Origin of the sequence: Lysinibacillus sp. NPDC048646, from assembly GCF_050272295.1 — a bacterium.
Lineage (GTDB): Bacteria > Bacillota > Bacilli > Bacillales_A > Planococcaceae > Lysinibacillus.
The window spans coordinates 133,726-150,331 of record NZ_JBNNLZ010000002.1; the positions used below are offsets into that span (position 1 = coordinate 133,726).

Consider the following 16,606-nt stretch of genomic DNA (forward strand, 5'->3'; position numbering starts at 1 on the left):
TTGGGATGACGCAAGTATTAGAACTGCAATTTGAAACAACCATGGGGAAAACTGCGATCATTACGATTGATGAACCGAAGCCGAATATTACAGCATCGGAAATTCAACAGGTGATGCAAACGATTATTACGGGCAATGTTTTTGAAGTAAAAACAGGCGCCTTTGTTGCCATAAGGGGAGCACGACTCATTGATCGTCAAGTTTCAACATTTGATTTAGGGATAATGTAATTCATGAAATGGTCTTTGCACAATTAGCTGCAAAGGCCTTTTTGGCTAGGCGTGTCGTTTTCTTCGGTGAAAATGACGAAGAAGGGATTTCCATGCTATTTAGCTAAGTATGGTAAGTCAGTAGACGAGGCTATAAGCCGAGTTTTCCTGTCAAGCAACAAATGCACTTTCCATAGTGAGGAGGACGTATAGATGGAACAATGGATGAATATGATATCGGATATTGGCTTTCCGATTCTTGTGTCGTTTTATTTATTACACCGCGTGGAAGTAAAGCTGGATGCGATTCATGATGTTCTAGTATCTTTAAAGTGAAAGTGAAATTGATTTCACAAAGATGTACGAAAGCTGTCACGTCAAGAGGTTGTCAACGCTTACACCATTCGATAAGATGAAGGTAATGTAAGTAGGGAGTGTGTTAATATGAAAAATAAAGTAACGGGGCTTGCGCTACTACTTGTGTTAGCGGCAGTACTGAGTGCATGTGGCAATGTGAAATTTAAGGCAGATTATAGTATGGAAATGCTAGATTTTGAGCATGTCAATCAACGTGGCGAACAGGTCTCTTTAGAAGACCTCAAAGGGAAACCTTGGTTGGGTATGTATGTTTTCACCAATTGCACTTCGATTTGTCCACCTATGTCGTTTAATATGACACAAGTACAAGAAAAGTTGAAAGAAAAAGGTGTAGAGGATTATAATATTGTTGCTTTTTCAATTGACCCAGAAGTAGATACACCCGAAGTATTAGCCGATTATATAGCAAGTTATAATGTGCCGGATGAATCGAAATGGAATCTTCTTACAGGTTATGCGCAGTCATACATTGAACAATATGCCCAAAAATCAACGAAAATATGGGTGAAAGATGATCCGAATACTGACCAAGTCATCCATGGATCTCAATTTTTCTTAGTCGATAAAGATGGTGTCCTCGTGAAAATGTATAACGGTTATTCTGAGGATGAAGATGTACCAATTGATACAATTGCTGGAGATATCGAAACATATATTGAAGAAAATTTATAAAAGAAAGAGGCCGGGACAAAAGAGAAAAAGTGTTAGATTGACTGCTGTCGATCTAACACTTTTTTACTGTAAGCGTTGATGTCCGCAACGACGACGCTTTCCGGAGGGCGTGGCCTGAGCCTGTAGTCTCAGGCGTCACGCTAATTCCCCAGGCGTCACCGCCTTCGCTACCATCAACTAGTGCTCTCTTCTAAATTTTCCTTCATTTTAGATAGCAAAAATTTAATAACGCCTTTGCTCCTCTTTCTTAAAATTTAAAGTTTTGTCCCTGCCTCTACAAAATTGAATCAACGAGTGCCTTTATCTTTGGTGCACATTTTGAACAAAATCTATTAGCAATAGAAGATGAACTTGGTAATAATTTAATTGAAACCTACCCTAAAGCCATTGCCAACAATCAATATAAATTAATTTTTAAGAAACCGTCGCAAGGTGATATCAAATTAAGGACGATTGAACTACCAATAATGAAAAAAGATAAGGAAGCACAAATCACAGTGAATCTATCACAAGCGGAATAATATTCATATCTTTAAAGCTTTGAAATTGCCTCCCAAGTTCAGCTTCGTTTACAATGATAGGGAAAGAGGAATGTTCTAGTCTAAGGATAAGGGGGGGTATTTTTGTATGAGCATGGGTGAGACATATTTAAAAGTAGTCATCGAAAGATTTACAAGTGTCAAAGCAGATGGCGATCAAACAATCGCACAATTAAACAATGAGCAATTACATTGGGCACTTAATGAAGATTCGAATAGCATTGCCGTCATTGTCAAACATGTGAGTGGTAATATGATTTCAAGATGGACGAATTTTTTAACGACGGATGGCGAGAAAGCTACGAGGAATCGTGATGATGAATTTAATGATAGTATTGACTGGAAAGAAGCGATACTAGCGATGTGGGAAAAAGGCTGGAAAGTGTTTCTAGATGCACTACAGGGGTTGACAGAACAGGACTTATTAAGGATAGTGACGATTAGAGGACAGCCACATACAGTCATAGATGCCATTGAAAGACAAATGGCACATTACGCTTCACATATTGGTCAAATTGTCTACGTTGGCAAGCAAATCAAGGGCGATGAATGGCGGACGTTAAGTATTCCACGAGGACAATCCGGGGCGTTCACAGATGCGATGTTAAAAGCCCATCAAAAATAGCAAAGAGCCGCCTCACTAAAGTGTTGGCGGCTTCAGCCTGTAGACAAACTCGGCAAAGAAGCGAGTTTGTCTACAGTGTTTTTTCTTTTACAGCAATCGCTCAGGTCAACCGGAGTAACGCTTAGGTACCAGCAACATCCACTTGAAATGATGACGATTGCTGACGTGGTTCGCCAAAGTGTTGCTGCTTTTATTTAAATAATAGTCAAACCTTTATTATATTCAGAAAATAAAATTGACGACAGAATTTGAGCATGTTATGTTTATTACTAATTTAATATCTAACATTACAAGTTTGTGTGAAAAAATTACGCACAATTAAAAGGAAAATGGGTGTAAATCCCATGCTGTCCCGCAGCTGTAAATGAGGAGTCTTGTTTCGATTGGTACTAAGTATACGCTAAAAATGTACTTGGGAAGGTGAAGCGAGATGATGATTCATAAGCCAGTATGCCTGCTTGTAATAAGATTCATTGAAGATCTACGAAAGATAGGGAGATGGATGGAGAGCTTTTTTATAGCGAGTTTTTCTATCCTTATTCATGTGGAATAAGGTTTTTTTTATGTCCTTTTTTAACTTGAGATAACTTATTCTTGAAGGTGGTGCAGAAATGAAGGAAAACCAATTATATGAAGTTTGGTGGAAGGAGCCATGTAAAAGAAATAAAAGCAGCCTTGAAGCCTGATGGTAGCTATTATGCAGCAATTACAGATTATCGTAACAATTTAAGTATTTAATATATCGAGAAAATTATTAGTCGATTAGGCACGACTAACATGAATTTACATAAGTTAGATGACCTTGTAACCTGCCTTTATTGATGTGCAAGTAAGTCACATGATACCAAGCGGGTATATTCCGCTTGATAAAATAAACCATGGTTTTTAACAACAGAGGATCGGCTACCATTCGAAGATAAAGAAGCTAATATGTTTCCGAATGGTAGTACCAAGAAAATAGATTGGGAGCAATGATGATGAGCTTAAAAAAGAATGTATACCCATTGATGCTAGCGCTGATTATGGTCGTATTAGTAGGTTGCACTAGCAATGATGATCGTCATTCAAAAACACAGACTGATACAAAAAACGAAGACAAGATGTTGACAATCGGATGGCCATTAGATGTGGGTCCACTCAATCCACATACGTATTTACCAAACCAAATGACCGCGCAGGCAATGGTCTATGAATCATTAGTAGCATATAACGATGATGGGACAATCTCTCCAAAATTAGCGGAAAACTGGGATATTTCAGATGATAAAACAGCATATATATTTCATCTAAGAAAAGATGTGAAATATTCAGATGGAACGGCATTTAATGCTGATAATGTGATTCGCAATTTTGATGCTGTGTTAGCCAATCGCGATATGCACTCTTGGATGGGGATGGTCAACCACATTAAAGAAGTTGTGAAAATAGATGATTTTACAGTCCGTCTACAGTTAGATGAACCCTATTATCCAGTGTTAAATGAATTAGCCTTTGTTCGCCCGTTCCGTTTTTTAGGGGATAATGGTTTCCCACAACAAGATGCTACATATGAAAGCATTCAAGCACCTATTGGAACAGGTCCGTGGGTGTTAACAGATTATAAGAAAGATGAATATGTGCTTTTCAGTCGCAATGAAAATTATTGGGGTGAAAAGCCATTAGTCAATCAAGTGAAAGTGAAAATTATTCCTGATTCTGAATCTATTTCACTGGCTTTTGAAAATGAAGAATTAGACGTAATCTATGGTCGCGGTATTATTAGTTTAGATAACTATACTTTCTTGAAGGATAGCGGCAAATATAAGACGGCTATTTCAGAGCCCCTATCAACACGTGCCTTATTATTCAATACACAATCAGGTCCTTTAGCTGAATTAAATGTACGCCAAGCCATACAATATGCGATTAATAAAGACCAGATGGTGGAAAGTATTACACATGGGACAGAAAAAGTAGCAAATACGTTATTTTGGGATGCGATTCCGTACGCCAATATTGAGTTAGCACCGATTTTATTTAATCCACAAAAAGCTAAGCAATTACTGGATGAAGCGGGCTGGCTATTAAAAGATGGTGAGAAGATTCGTGCTAAAAATGGAGAAGTACTTGAACTGGATTTAATATATATTGCAACCGATGCTATCCAAAAACCGATGGCAGAGTTAATGCAAGGGGAGTTAGCGAAGATTGGGGTACAACTAAATCTTGAAGGTGCGGATGTGATGGTTGGTCTTCAAAAATTAATGGACAATCAAGTGGATATTAATTTCTGGCGCACTAATGGCCCACCTACAGATCCACATAGCTTTGCCAATGAATCAGCGACGCCAAATGCAAGTGGTGTCTATGAAGCAAAATTAGGCTTACCAAATGCCCCTGAAATGGATGAAAAGATTCATCAACTATTAATTGGCACCGATGAAGTAGAACGTGCGCAATACTATAAAGACATTTTAACGATGTTACGTGACCAGGCATTATTCTATCCAATCTCATATGAAACAAATAATGTCATCTATCATGAGTATGTGAAAGACTTTTTACCTCGTGCATCAGAATATGACATTCCATTCGCTCAAATGGATATAGGGAAGTAGTTGAGAAAAAAGTGTTGGTCAATTAGGCACATAAGCGTAGTGCTACTAGCTGATATGCTTTAAGGCTGACGTGCAGAAAGGAGCCATCTCAAGAATTTTTTGAGACGGCTCCTTTTGTAATATAACAGTCGGGGAAGTGAAAAGAATGTATGAATCCACATGGCTTTTTTGTCTAAAACGTATCATCACCCTACCATTTGTATTAGTAGGCGTATCTCTTATTACTTTTATTTTTGTTCGGTTTGTGCCTGTGGAGCCTGCAGAGGTAATTCTTAGACTGTCACGAATTGCTCCTACGCCTGAAGCAATACAAGCATTACGAGAGGAACTTGGAACAGACAAACCGTTGTTCATCCAATATTTTATATGGCTTAAGGGGGTACTACAATTTGATTTTGGTACATCCTTTGTGAGTAAATTACCTGTTGGACAAGAAATTTTTGCAAAACTACCAGCTACCATCGAATTAGCATTTGCTGCTTTTACCTTAATAATCTGTTGTAGTATACCTCTTGGGGTCATCTGTGCGCTTTATAAGAATTCGCTAGTTGACAAACTTATTGGTTTTTTATCGATTATTAGTGTATCGATTCCAACGTTTTGGTTAGGGTTTTTACTGTTGTATTTTTTTAGTTTAAAGCTAGGCTTGTTGCCGACAAATGGTAAGGGAAGTCTATCGCATATCGTACTGCCAGCAGTGGCCCTTGCATTACCTGTGATTGGCTTATTTACCCAATCTATACGCACGAGTGTCATAGATGAATTACAAAAGCCTTATGTCCATTATGCACAGTTAAGAGGTTTAAAGAAACGCATCATTATCGGTAAACATGTGCTGAAAAATGCAGCTATTCCAATAACGACAATGCTTGGCATGACGCTTGGAAACTTGCTTGGTGGGGCGGTCATTGTAGAGCAAGTGTTTAGTTGGCCAGGTTTAGGGCGTTATTTAATTGAATCAATACTCAATCGCGATTATCCCGTTGTACAAAGTTATGTACTTATTATTGTCGTCATTTATGTAGTAGTAAATTTATGCACAGATATTTTACAACGTGTGCTTGACCCTCGTTCTGCGGGCTTAGATAGGAAGGGATGAAATGACTACATTTGATAAACAGATTAGGTTAATGCGTAAGCAATTACTGTATATAGCAATATTTGTGCTAATTGGCATACTTGGGTTTTTCGCACCTTGGATGATGCCAAATGATCCGTATTTAGTGGAGGTTTCTAAAAAATTTCTAGCGCCTTCTTGGACGTATCCATTAGGAACAGATCATTTAGGAAGATGTACATTTTCACGTCTTTTACTAGGTATACGCTATTCTGTAGGGTCTGCGGTATTTATCCAAATCGTTGCGAGTGTCATGGCTTTATTTGTAGGAGCAATCGTTGCCTATAAAGGAGGTATGATTGATTTTATCTTTATTCGCATTTGTGATATTTTATTAGCTTTTCCGACGTTAGTACTAGCCTTTGGACTTCTTGGGATTTTAGGGCCAAGTTTGAAAAATGTTTTATTCGCTTTAATTTTTACCCAGAGTATTTATTATGCAAGAATTTTAAGAGGCCTGTTTATTAGCATAAAACAAAAAGAATTTATTCAAGCTGCAAAGGTCAGTGGCACCTCGGGATTTCAGTTGATTTCCAGACACTTTATTCCCAATACAATAGCCCCAATGCTAACCATCGTATCATTAGATTTAGGAAAGGTCATTTTAGAAATTGCGGGCTTTTCGTTTATAGGTCTCGGTGTACAAGCACCAACACCAGAATGGGGGATGATGATCAGTGAAGGCAAGCAATATATCCGATTACACCCTGAACTGATGTTGTATCCTGGAACAGCCATCGTCATCGTTGTCCTGCTCGTCAATGTTTTAGCGAGTAATGTTAAGAAACTAAATCATCAAAAGGGGTAACTATGAAAAATGAAGCATGCTGTCATCCGATTCTAACCATTAAAGATTTACATGTAACAATCGGTGAAAAGAAAATTTTAAAAAATATTAATTTAAGTGCTGTTAAAGGACGTGTATTAGGGATTATTGGAGAAAGTGGCAGTGGGAAATCCATGCTATGCCAAGCGATTATGCAGTCACTTCCGACTTTTGCTCAACAAAAGCAGGGGCGAATTTTCTATAATGACATTGATTTAGCGAAACTGTCTAACGAAGAACTGAGAAAATATCGAGGCAGACACTTATCCATGATTATGCAAAATCCATCGGCATCATTTGATAGTAATCAAACCATTGAAATGCATTTTCATGAAACGTTAAAAGCTCATTTTACCATGAATAAAAAAGAGATAAGGCAAACGGCTATTTATTATATGAATAAAGTAAATCTGCCGAATCCAGAAAGAATTATGAAATATTATCCCTTCCAATTGAGTGGTGGTATGCTCCAGCGTGTCATGATTGCGCTATGTCTTGCCATGCAAGCTAACGTATTAATTGCTGATGAGCCAACGACAGCACTTGATACAATCAATCAAAAAAATATATTAAAGCTATTTAATGATATTCGCACAGAAACGGATGCAACCATTATTATGGTTACGCATGATTTGGGTGTTATTGCGGAGCTTGCAGATGATGTTGTGGTCATGTACAAGGGGGAAATCATTGAACAAGCAAGTGTGTATGATTGCTTTGATAACCCACAACATTCATATACGAAGAAACTTTTACAATCGAGAATTATCGTTTAAAGGTGTGTGTAAATGATATTATTAGAGGTAACAAACATAGTAAAACATTATCAGCATGGACAGGCGCTATTACGAAAAAAGCAAATAGTTTCAGTATTACAAGATATAACATTTTCACTTCATGCAGGCGAATGTATAGGGCTGGTCGGACAAAGTGGTTCAGGTAAAAGTACGTTAAGCCGTATTATTTTAGGTTTAGAGAAACCGACAAGTGGTACTGTGCAATTTGATGGTGTCAATTTGTATGATGCGAATAATAAGGAAAAAAATAGCATTCGTAGAGATTTACAGGCAGTGTTTCAAAATAGTTTAAATTCATTTAATCCCAAGCAAACGATCGCTGAAATAATCGAGGAACCGTTACTTAATTTTGAACAATTTTCTCGACTTGAACGTCAACAAAAGGTAGCGGAGTTACTTCATTGTGTCGAATTAGATTGGACTGTTACGACTAAATATCCCTCGCAACTAAGTGGAGGGCAACAACAACGCGTCAATATTGCTCGAGCTATAGCTGTTAATCCAAAATTAATTGTTTTAGATGAAGCCATTAGTAGCCTTGATATGATATTGCAAAAACATATTTTACAACTACTACAAAGGCTTCAACAACAATTAAATTTGTCGTATATTTTTATTTCCCATGATTTAAATGCCACTCGCTTTATTGCTGATCGAGTGCTGGTGATGCATCAAGGTCAAATCGTTGAGGAAATTAAGAAAAGTGCTGCTATTCAACATCCTGCTAGCCTTGAGTTATACAACGCCATATTACCTACGCATCCTAAAAATCGCAAAAACTGAATGGAAACGTAAAAAATCGTAGCCTGCTAAGGGGACCTACGATTTTTTGCTATAGTCTTTATGCTGATCTTGTTTGGATCTGCTATATCATCGTGATGGAAATAATTATAGCGTTAAGGTAAATAAAGCTGATACATAGCGGTCTCGTCATCAATCGATTTAGCTATGTCAAATGCTTGTTGCTGGGTATTATGATGATTGATGATTTCATACATAAACCTTGCTAAAAACATTACATTGGCATTACCATCTATGTAATCAACGGGGCCTAAATACGATGCGCAACCACTTTTCAGAAATGCGTCCGCTAGCTGTTTATCGCCTAATGTACATCCACATGCAATGACCTTCACATCTTGTAGTTTCGAATAGTGTAAGACCTCCTGATGGCCGAAGAATTCACCTCTTGGCTCATCATCCTCATAGATATCCTCACCTAATTCGGGTAGATAAAATCTTCCTTCATCTCCGTGGAAATTTAATATCAAATAATCCATTTTTGCATCTCGATCTTCTCCAGACAGAACATCAACCAAGTCATTTGGCCGTCCTATCCAATGTACCGTAACCCTTGCGCCGAAATACTCAAGCATGGATCGTAATGCGAATGATTCCAGATCACAATTTGGACCTACAACTAAGCGCACGTATAATTCTGGTTTACTCATATGTTAACCGCGCCCTATATTTCAAGATAGATTAAGCGTACTGCTAATCTTTTTAAGTCATTATAAACGGAAGTTATCCTAATTTGGAAATTTAATGCCTGTAAACTTTGCTAGACTTGAGAATTATTGCATGATCGCTTCGTTGTACTATATGAAAAAGTTTTTTCAATTAAAATAAGGAGATTTGCACATGACGTGCATGGAACGGAATTTTATTAAGCGCTTAAAAAAACAAAAAGAAGATGCATGTGTAAATGATGTATTTTTATCAGTATGACAATACGCCCAACAATTTGAAGGGGAAGAGGAGGACTTTAGAAAGTGGATTGGCATGATCGCCAAATATAAGGCTATTGATTTATACAGAACGTTAGATAAAAGACAGCAGCGTGAGGCCCAGCTTGAAGCGGCAAGTGATGCACCAGCTATGACGGATGTACAGCAAACTTTTTTAAATCGAGAAGAACGACATGAGCTGCTGTTTGAACTTAGTAAACTAGAGGAAATCGATCGAGATATTTTTATCATGAAGTATTTTTTAGAAATGGCAAACGGGGCCATTGCAGATATGTTAGGGCTATCCAAGGCGGCAATTGACAATCGACTTTATCGTGGGAAGAAAAAATTAGCACAAAGCTTGGTGTTAAAGGAGCGTTTCATATGAAAGAATTACAGAGTATGTTGCAGGTGGATATCGATGAAATTGAATTAGCAAAAGTAACAGAGATCGAAAGAAAACGGGTGAAAAATTTTGTATTAGGTACAAGAAAAAAGAAATATAGTGTATTGAAAAAAGTGGTAGCTGCGGCACTCATTTTAGTTGGGTCAACGGTGACAGTCGGTTTTACCTTCCCTACACTTGCCTCACAGTTGCCGTTTATGCAAAATATTATCAATCATTTTACTGATAAGGAGTCAATTTATAGCAATTTCTCGGAAAATGCAACAACAATCGGTCAAATGCAGTCCAGTAATGGTATATCAATAATGATTGAAAATGCTGTATTCGATGGAACGTCTTTAACCGTTACGTATGCAATAGAAACGGAAGAAAAGTTAGGAGAAAATATATTCTCAAATGACGTTTTTAACATTAAGGGGGCGTCAGGTGCAGGATTTTCAAGCAAAATAGAAAAAATTGATGATGCGACATATGTTGGTATTGCGAACGTGACACCAATTTTTAACGAAGGTAAAACTATAGACACGATGGATGTCACTTGGGCCCCTAAATCTTTTACAACTTCAGGAACAGAAATTAAAGGTGACTGGCAATTCCATTTTACAGTCGATAAACTAGTGGGAAATACACAATTTGTCGATCAATCGACTCATCTTGACGGCGTAACTTTTCTTATTCAATCCATTGACAAAACAGATGTTTCCACAGTCATTCACTATAAGCAGTTTGCGGATGAGAATGTACGGAAAAAGTCGGCACATGTTTCAGTGACATTAGCAGCAGTTTCAGATAATCTTGGACACCGTTATGAGGTGCAAGGAAACGGAGGATTCGGTGCTGCTGATAGTTCTTTTTTTGAGGGGAGTAGTACGATGAAAGCAATCGACCCACAGGCTACATCTTTAACTATTATTCCAACAATATATTTACATTCAAATGATGGTGACATGCAAGAGAAGAAAGAGATGGCACCCATTGTAGTTGAATTACAATAGGACTTGAACCGACAGCAAATGAGTTGTCGGTTTTTTGTATGGAAAAAAGTTGAGCTTCCATGTTAACTTATTTGATTTACTAGTAAAATACTCCTTAGAAAAGTCAATACTATTTAATAGGAGTTTTTATTATTGTCAAATAGTAGATGTTATTTATTAGAATAGTAACGAGTGATATAGGAGGGCACGCGAACTTGCGCTATACTCAATAGGGCTAAATACAATTGTGGAATAGAGGGGGGTCCTATGAGATTAACAGTAGAACGAAAACTGCAGTTTGCTTTTGGCATTGTATTAATATTTCTGTTAGTCATTGCAGGAATTGCGATGTATTATTTGAATGAAAATAAACATACACTTGCGGAAATTGAAGAAAATACGGAACTAATCAATTTGTATCAAGATATTTCTTTTCAAACGGTGCGAGCGAATGCGGCTATTCGAGGATATATGTTATATGGAAAGGAAGAGATGCTAAAGAACCATCATGAAATTCGTGATACCTTACATAATTCTATTGATCGCATTGCAGCATTAGGGCAAGATCATGCAGATTTTGAGCAATTTTTAACACAGTTAAGTGAGTGGGAAAAACCGATTGACGAGCAAATCGTACCGTTATATCAAAATGGCGAGCAGGTAAAAGCACAGCAACTAGCACTACCAGTCCTTGGAGAAGGCTCTCAAAAGCTTGTTGTCTTTGGCAAAACGATGGCAACAGCACAGCAGGAAGAAATGTTGGCGCATATCGAAGCTACAAAACAAAGCGGTGCAAGAAGTGCAAAAGAAATTGCTGCGTTAGCGATTGTTTCTTTATTAATAAGTATCATCATTGCAACTGCTTTTGGTAGACGCGTGGCAAAAAATATTCAACAAACAGTTATCGAAATGGACAAGTTTTCAAATGGCAATTTACAGACCCATCTAGAATTTACAACGAAGGATGAGTTTGCCCAGCTCGCAACCTCATTTAATACGATGTCTGAAAAACTTCGACATACAATGAAGCAGGTCGGTGACTCCTCTGAACAGGTTGCAGCGACATCCGAGCAACTGACAGCAAGTAGTTTGGAAGTGACACAAGCAACTGAAGTTGTCACAGAGTCCATTCAAGATATTGCGCAGGGGATTGAAAAGCAAGATTCATTGACAGGGGATGTAAGGAATTTATCTTCGCATATTTTGAAAAAAATGAATGAAATCTCAACGAGCATCGATAATGTAAATGATGCAACGGTCGAAACAAAAAATATGGCGAGTACTGGTCGTGCCTCTGTGCGTAATGTGATTGAGCAAATGAATGAGATTTCGGATAATACAGCTGAGCTTAGCACACGTGTGAATGATTTAGATGAAAACACAGCGAATATCGTTTCTGCAGTCAATGTCATCAAAAGTATTGCGACCCAAACAAATTTACTGGCGATCAATGCTTCTATTGAAGCGGCACGAAGCGGTGAGCATGGCAAAGGCTTTGCAGTTGTTGCTGAAGAAGTTCGCAAACTAGCAGATGAATCGAATCTTGCTGCTGTAGATATTGAAAAGGTCGTTGAACAAATTACAGATAGCACAAGAATCATAGAGGAAGATATGGTGAATAGCAATGATTCTGTTACGGTGGGGCGTGAAAAAGTGAATGTTGCGCGCGACAACTTCCTTCAAATTGATGTTGCCATTGATGATGTACAAGCTCAGACTGAATCCGTGACTGAGGCAATTCGCGCCATCCATCTTGACATTGAAAACCTCGTCAAAGAAATTGGCTTTATTAGCGAGGTATCGATGCAGTCAAGCGGTAATGTCCAAAGCGTAGCAGCCTCGTCGGAGGAGCAAAACGCAGCCATGGAAGAAGTGGCCGCAGCCTCCACGCACCTAGCAAAAATGGCCATTGATTTACAAGAATCCATTCAGACATTTAAATACTGATGAAGTAAAACCTTATGCATCTGCTGTCGTGTGGTGCATAGGGGTTTTCTACTGTCTCCGCCAGTCACAAGAAAAATTGTGAATATTGCAAATAAATGAAATTGTTTTACTTATAGAAAGAGCTTCAGAAAATGAAAAAAAGTGTTTGAATTTGAGCATTTTGACCGATAAAAACTTAGGATCAAATTTATAGATTGAGGGAGCGAACATTGAAATACTATATGTATGACAACGATTCTATTCAATACAACAATAACGACTACGCACATCATGGCATAAGGAAATATTTTTTAGAAGAAGTTTTTAACTATGAAGTCAAAAGGAGAATGGTTGCATGAAAAAAATATTTGGAAGTTTTAAGAGCAAGCTATATGTATTATTTGCCCTCGTCTTACTAATCCCAGTGCTTTTAGTGGGGATCTTGTCTTTTATCTCGGCAAAAGGTTCCATCGAAGATGAAATTTTATTTAGTGCGAATGAAAGTGTTGAGATGTTAAATAATCTTATCGACAAAACCGTTAGTGAAAAAATACACGAAGTCGATGTTTTTAGCGAAGCAATAAATGCTTCTATGTATGAAGAGGGAGAAGCGTCTCTACGAACAATGTTCAAACAATATATTGCATTAAATCCAGGTACATTAAGCATTTATGTTGGAACGCAGGACGGTAGATTTATTGTAGAACCAAAACAGTATGAATCTACAGATAGCCCCTTGGAAAGAGAGTGGTATAAAGAAGCTGTAGCGCTTAAGGGCAAATCTTTTGTTACAAAGCCTTATGTAGATGCGGGTACAGGAGACATGGTCGTTACGATTGCTCGCCAGGTAAAAGATCAATCAGGAGTTGTGGCAGTCGATATAAAATTGACGGAACTTCAAAAAGTAGCAGACTCTATTAATATCGGAAAAAATGGCTACTCCTCTATTTTTGGTGACAATCAAATGGTCATTTCACACCCTACATTAGAAGTGGGTGGGGAAGTAAAAGAGGACTTTTTGGATCAGGTATACGAAAGTGAATCTGGTACGTACGATTATGTCTATAACGATGATAATCGCATCTTGTTTTTTACCACGAATAAATTAACTGGCTGGAAAATTACAGGAACTATTTTTAAGAAAGAAATCGATGAATCCGCGTCCTCTATATTATCTACTACGATTCTTGTATTAGTCATTGCTATTATTGTAAGCACCATTGTCGTTTATTTTGTGATTAGAGCAATCATTAAACCAATTAGGGCCTTAAAAGATAGTGCAGTGACCATTAGTAAAGGCGATTTAACAGAGAAAGTAACAATTACCTCGAGTGATGAGATTGGGCAATTGGGACAAGCCTTCAATGACATGCAAGATAGTCTTCGCACACTTATTAAAAAAATAGAATTAAACGCAGAGGAAGTTGCATCTTCAGCAGAAGAGTTAACCGCTAATGCCGATCAGACGAGTGAGGCAACGGAAAAAGTGGCCATCTCTATACAAGAAGTGGCGTTAAGCGCAGACACACAAACAACGAATGCAACGAGGAATGCTGAATCGTTAAATGAACTATCAAAAGCAATCCTTCATGTGGCAGAAATATCATCCACAGTAACGGATCTGTCTCAATATGCTACGAAACAGGCTGATGAGGGCGGACAAGCAGTGCAAGATACTAAGGATCAAATGAATTCTATCCATTTATCCGTTACTGATTCAAACAATAAAATTCAATCTTTACATGAACGATCTCAACAGATTTCGTCAATTTTAGATGTCATTACAAGCATAGCCGATCAAACCAATCTACTCGCTCTTAATGCAGCGATCGAAGCAGCTAGAGCAGGAGAACACGGCAAAGGCTTTGCAGTAGTAGCCGATGAAGTACGAAAACTAGCTGAACAATCACAGCAATCGGCTAGTCAGATTTTTGAGCTTATTCATGGTATTCAAGATGAAACAGCACAATCTGTCCACATCATGGCGAAAGTATCAGAGGATGTACTTAACGGCTTACGTGTATCCGATGGAGCCATCGCGAAATTCCAAGTCATTATGGCTAGAATGAATGAAATTACACCTAAAATGGAAGAGGTTTCTTCCGCATCAGAACAGATGTCAGCAAGTGTGCAAGAGGTTACAGCTATTACAGAGGATCTAGCTTTCTCAGCTAAAGGGAATGCAGCCGCTTCAGAAGACGTTGCTGCCTCTACAGAAGAACAATTAGCTTCCATGGAAGAAATCAATGCATCTGCACAAGCATTAACTCATATGGCGGATGAATTAAAAGCACTCATCAATCAGTTTAAATACTAAGAAAAAAGCCGCTCCTAATTGCTATGATTAGGAGCGGCTTCTGTTTTTTACTTACGATTTTCTTCCCAGCAATCCGTATTTTTCAATCCTGGAATTGATTTTGCGAAAAATACAGGGTTTTTGCCCAATTTCCGTTGCTGAGTAAAGTCGTCTAACACAAGGAAAGCAATCTTGCCAAGTAGCAAGATAACCACAATATTAATCATCGCCATCAGACCCATAAATAGGTCCGCTAAGTTCCAAACAAGTTGTACCTGTGCGACAGAGCCAAACATCACCATGACAAGCACTAATAGACGGTAACCAGTCATCCAGCCTTTATGCGCATTCATAAACTCAATATTGGATTCTCCATAATAGTAATTGCCAATGATGGAACTAAAGGCAAAGAAAATAATCGAGATGGCAATAAAATAAGGAGCCCATCCACCAACGTGTTCAGCTAATGAATTTTGCGTGAGGATGATGCCATTACTTTCGCCTGTGTCATATAAACCTGCCAAAATAATAATGAATGCTGTAGCCGTACAAATAAGGATGGTATCAAAAAATACGCCTAAACTTTGCACGAGCCCTTGTTTGGCGGGGTGTGAAGTATTTGCAGTAGCTGCTGCGTTCGGTACACTACCCATACCAGCTTCATTGGAAAATAAACCACGACGTACACCTTGCATAATTGCAATGCCAATTGCTCCGCCAGCTGCTTCCTGAAGTCCAAACGCCTGCGTTACAATTAACTGGAAGACACCAGGTACTTCCGAAATATTGGTCACGACTACGTAAAAAGCAACGAGTAAATAAAAAACAGCCATCACTGGTACAATTACTTGTGTAACTTTTACGATTCTATGTACGCCACCAAAAATAATCACGGCCGTTAGCACGACTAAAAAGAGACCGATGATAGAAGGTCGGATATGAAAAGCTTCTCCGACAGAGGTTGCAATCGTATTAGACTGCACAGCATTAAAGATAAAGCCAAAGCTAAGGGTTAAAAGAATACTAAAAATGATGCCTAATTTACGTTGTCCTAAAGCTTTTTCCATATAATAGGCAGGGCCACCACGGAACGTGTTCCCGTCTTTTACCTTGTACACCTGTGCAAGCGTACTTTCTATAAATGCAGTAGCCATACCAACAATGGCAATAATCCACATCCAAAATACCGCGCCTGGACCACCTACACCAATAGCAAGTGCCACCCCTGTGATATTACCAGTACCAACACGAGAGGCTGCGCTAATCGTAAAGGCCTGGAATGGAGAAACGCCAGATTCTCCTTCTCTTTTTTCAACTATTAAACGAAACATTTCGCCAAAAAGACGTATTTGCACAAACTTAGTGCCGAATGAAAAATACAAACCTGCTACTAATAATAATACGATGAGTATATACGTCCATAAAATATCATTCGTTGAGTTCACTATATCTGAAATCCATTGCATCTATCTTCCCCCTTTTTTTAGTAGATTTTAGTCTACACTGTTTTTTTGCAA

General features: G+C 38.2%; 14 protein-coding genes, 1 pseudogene and 1 riboswitch. Of the genes and pseudogenes, 13 read left to right on the plus strand and 2 right to left on the minus strand.

Features of this window, described 5'->3' with window-relative positions:
* Positions 1-5: 5 nt before the first annotated feature.
* The 9 genes from ACQKII_RS02890 to nikE all read left to right on the plus strand — a co-directional run bounded on the left by ACQKII_RS02890 (position 6) and on the right by nikE (position 8,543).
* A complete protein-coding gene (locus tag ACQKII_RS02890) occupies positions 6-230 on the plus strand; it encodes a DUF2922 domain-containing protein (protein ID WP_427456165.1) in 225 nt (74 codons plus the stop codon).
* A 192-nt stretch (positions 231-422) separates the two neighbouring features.
* Complete coding sequence (locus ACQKII_RS02895; RefSeq protein ID WP_143998430.1) at positions 423-545, plus strand: YvrJ family protein; 123 nt, start codon at positions 423-425, stop codon at positions 543-545.
* 108 nt (positions 546-653) lie between these two features.
* Positions 654-1,259 (plus strand): SCO family protein, encoded by a 606-nt coding sequence (locus ACQKII_RS02900; RefSeq protein WP_427456167.1) that lies wholly within the window; start codon positions 654-656, stop codon positions 1,257-1,259.
* Positions 1,260-1,886: 627 nt separating this feature from the next.
* Positions 1,887-2,423 carry a DUF1572 family protein gene (locus tag ACQKII_RS02905; RefSeq protein ID WP_427456169.1) on the plus strand — a complete coding sequence of 179 codons (537 nt, stop codon included), beginning with the start codon at positions 1,887-1,889 and terminating at the stop codon, positions 2,421-2,423.
* 274 nt (positions 2,424-2,697) lie between these two features.
* Positions 2,698-2,899, plus strand: a riboswitch (cobalamin riboswitch).
* 501 nt (positions 2,900-3,400) lie between these two features.
* Positions 3,401-5,020 (plus strand): nickel ABC transporter substrate-binding protein, encoded by a 1,620-nt coding sequence (nikA, locus tag ACQKII_RS02910; protein ID WP_427456171.1) that lies wholly within the window; start codon positions 3,401-3,403, stop codon positions 5,018-5,020.
* A 145-nt stretch (positions 5,021-5,165) separates the two neighbouring features.
* Complete coding sequence (gene nikB, locus ACQKII_RS02915; RefSeq protein ID WP_427456173.1) at positions 5,166-6,119, plus strand: nickel ABC transporter permease; 954 nt, start codon at positions 5,166-5,168, stop codon at positions 6,117-6,119.
* A 1-nt stretch (position 6,120) separates the two neighbouring features.
* Positions 6,121-6,945: an ABC transporter permease subunit gene (locus tag ACQKII_RS02920; RefSeq protein ID WP_427456175.1), complete on the plus strand. Its 825-nt coding sequence runs from the start codon at positions 6,121-6,123 to the stop codon at positions 6,943-6,945.
* Between the two features lie 2 nt (positions 6,946-6,947).
* Complete coding sequence (locus tag ACQKII_RS02925) at positions 6,948-7,739, plus strand: ABC transporter ATP-binding protein (protein ID WP_427456177.1); 792 nt, start codon at positions 6,948-6,950, stop codon at positions 7,737-7,739.
* A gap of 12 nt (positions 7,740-7,751) precedes the next feature.
* Positions 7,752-8,543: a nickel import ATP-binding protein NikE gene (nikE, locus tag ACQKII_RS02930; protein WP_427456179.1), complete on the plus strand. Its 792-nt coding sequence runs from the start codon at positions 7,752-7,754 to the stop codon at positions 8,541-8,543.
* A gap of 113 nt (positions 8,544-8,656) precedes the next feature.
* Here the strand turns inward: nikE and ACQKII_RS02935 are convergent, their stop codons facing one another.
* The gene (locus ACQKII_RS02935) at positions 8,657-9,211 is read right to left on the minus strand and encodes a delta-aminolevulinic acid dehydratase (RefSeq protein WP_427456181.1); all 555 of its coding nucleotides are present in this window, start codon (positions 9,209-9,211) and stop codon (positions 8,657-8,659) included.
* A gap of 190 nt (positions 9,212-9,401) precedes the next feature.
* On the opposite strand from ACQKII_RS02935, the pseudogene ACQKII_RS02940 reads away from it, so the two are divergent.
* The 4 genes and pseudogenes from ACQKII_RS02940 to ACQKII_RS02955 all read left to right on the plus strand — a co-directional run bounded on the left by ACQKII_RS02940 (position 9,402) and on the right by ACQKII_RS02955 (position 15,110).
* A pseudogene (locus ACQKII_RS02940) lies at positions 9,402-9,875 on the plus strand (sigma-70 family RNA polymerase sigma factor).
* Positions 9,872-10,888, plus strand: a complete 1,017-nt coding sequence (locus ACQKII_RS02945) for a DUF4179 domain-containing protein (protein WP_427456183.1) — start codon at positions 9,872-9,874, stop codon at positions 10,886-10,888. Before ACQKII_RS02940 ends, ACQKII_RS02945 begins: the two are co-directional and overlap by 4 nt.
* Before the next feature lie 246 nt (positions 10,889-11,134).
* Positions 11,135-12,814 carry a methyl-accepting chemotaxis protein gene (locus ACQKII_RS02950; protein WP_427456185.1) on the plus strand — a complete coding sequence of 560 codons (1,680 nt, stop codon included), beginning with the start codon at positions 11,135-11,137 and terminating at the stop codon, positions 12,812-12,814.
* Positions 12,815-13,148: 334 nt separating this feature from the next.
* Positions 13,149-15,110, plus strand: coding sequence for a methyl-accepting chemotaxis protein (locus tag ACQKII_RS02955; protein WP_427456187.1), 1,962 nt, complete (start codon positions 13,149-13,151; stop codon positions 15,108-15,110).
* A 47-nt stretch (positions 15,111-15,157) separates the two neighbouring features.
* On the opposite strand, the gene ACQKII_RS02960 is transcribed toward ACQKII_RS02955, so the two are convergent.
* A complete protein-coding gene (locus ACQKII_RS02960) occupies positions 15,158-16,555 on the minus strand; it encodes an alanine/glycine:cation symporter family protein (RefSeq protein ID WP_427456189.1) in 1,398 nt (465 codons plus the stop codon).
* Between the last annotated feature and the right edge of the window lie 51 nt (positions 16,556-16,606).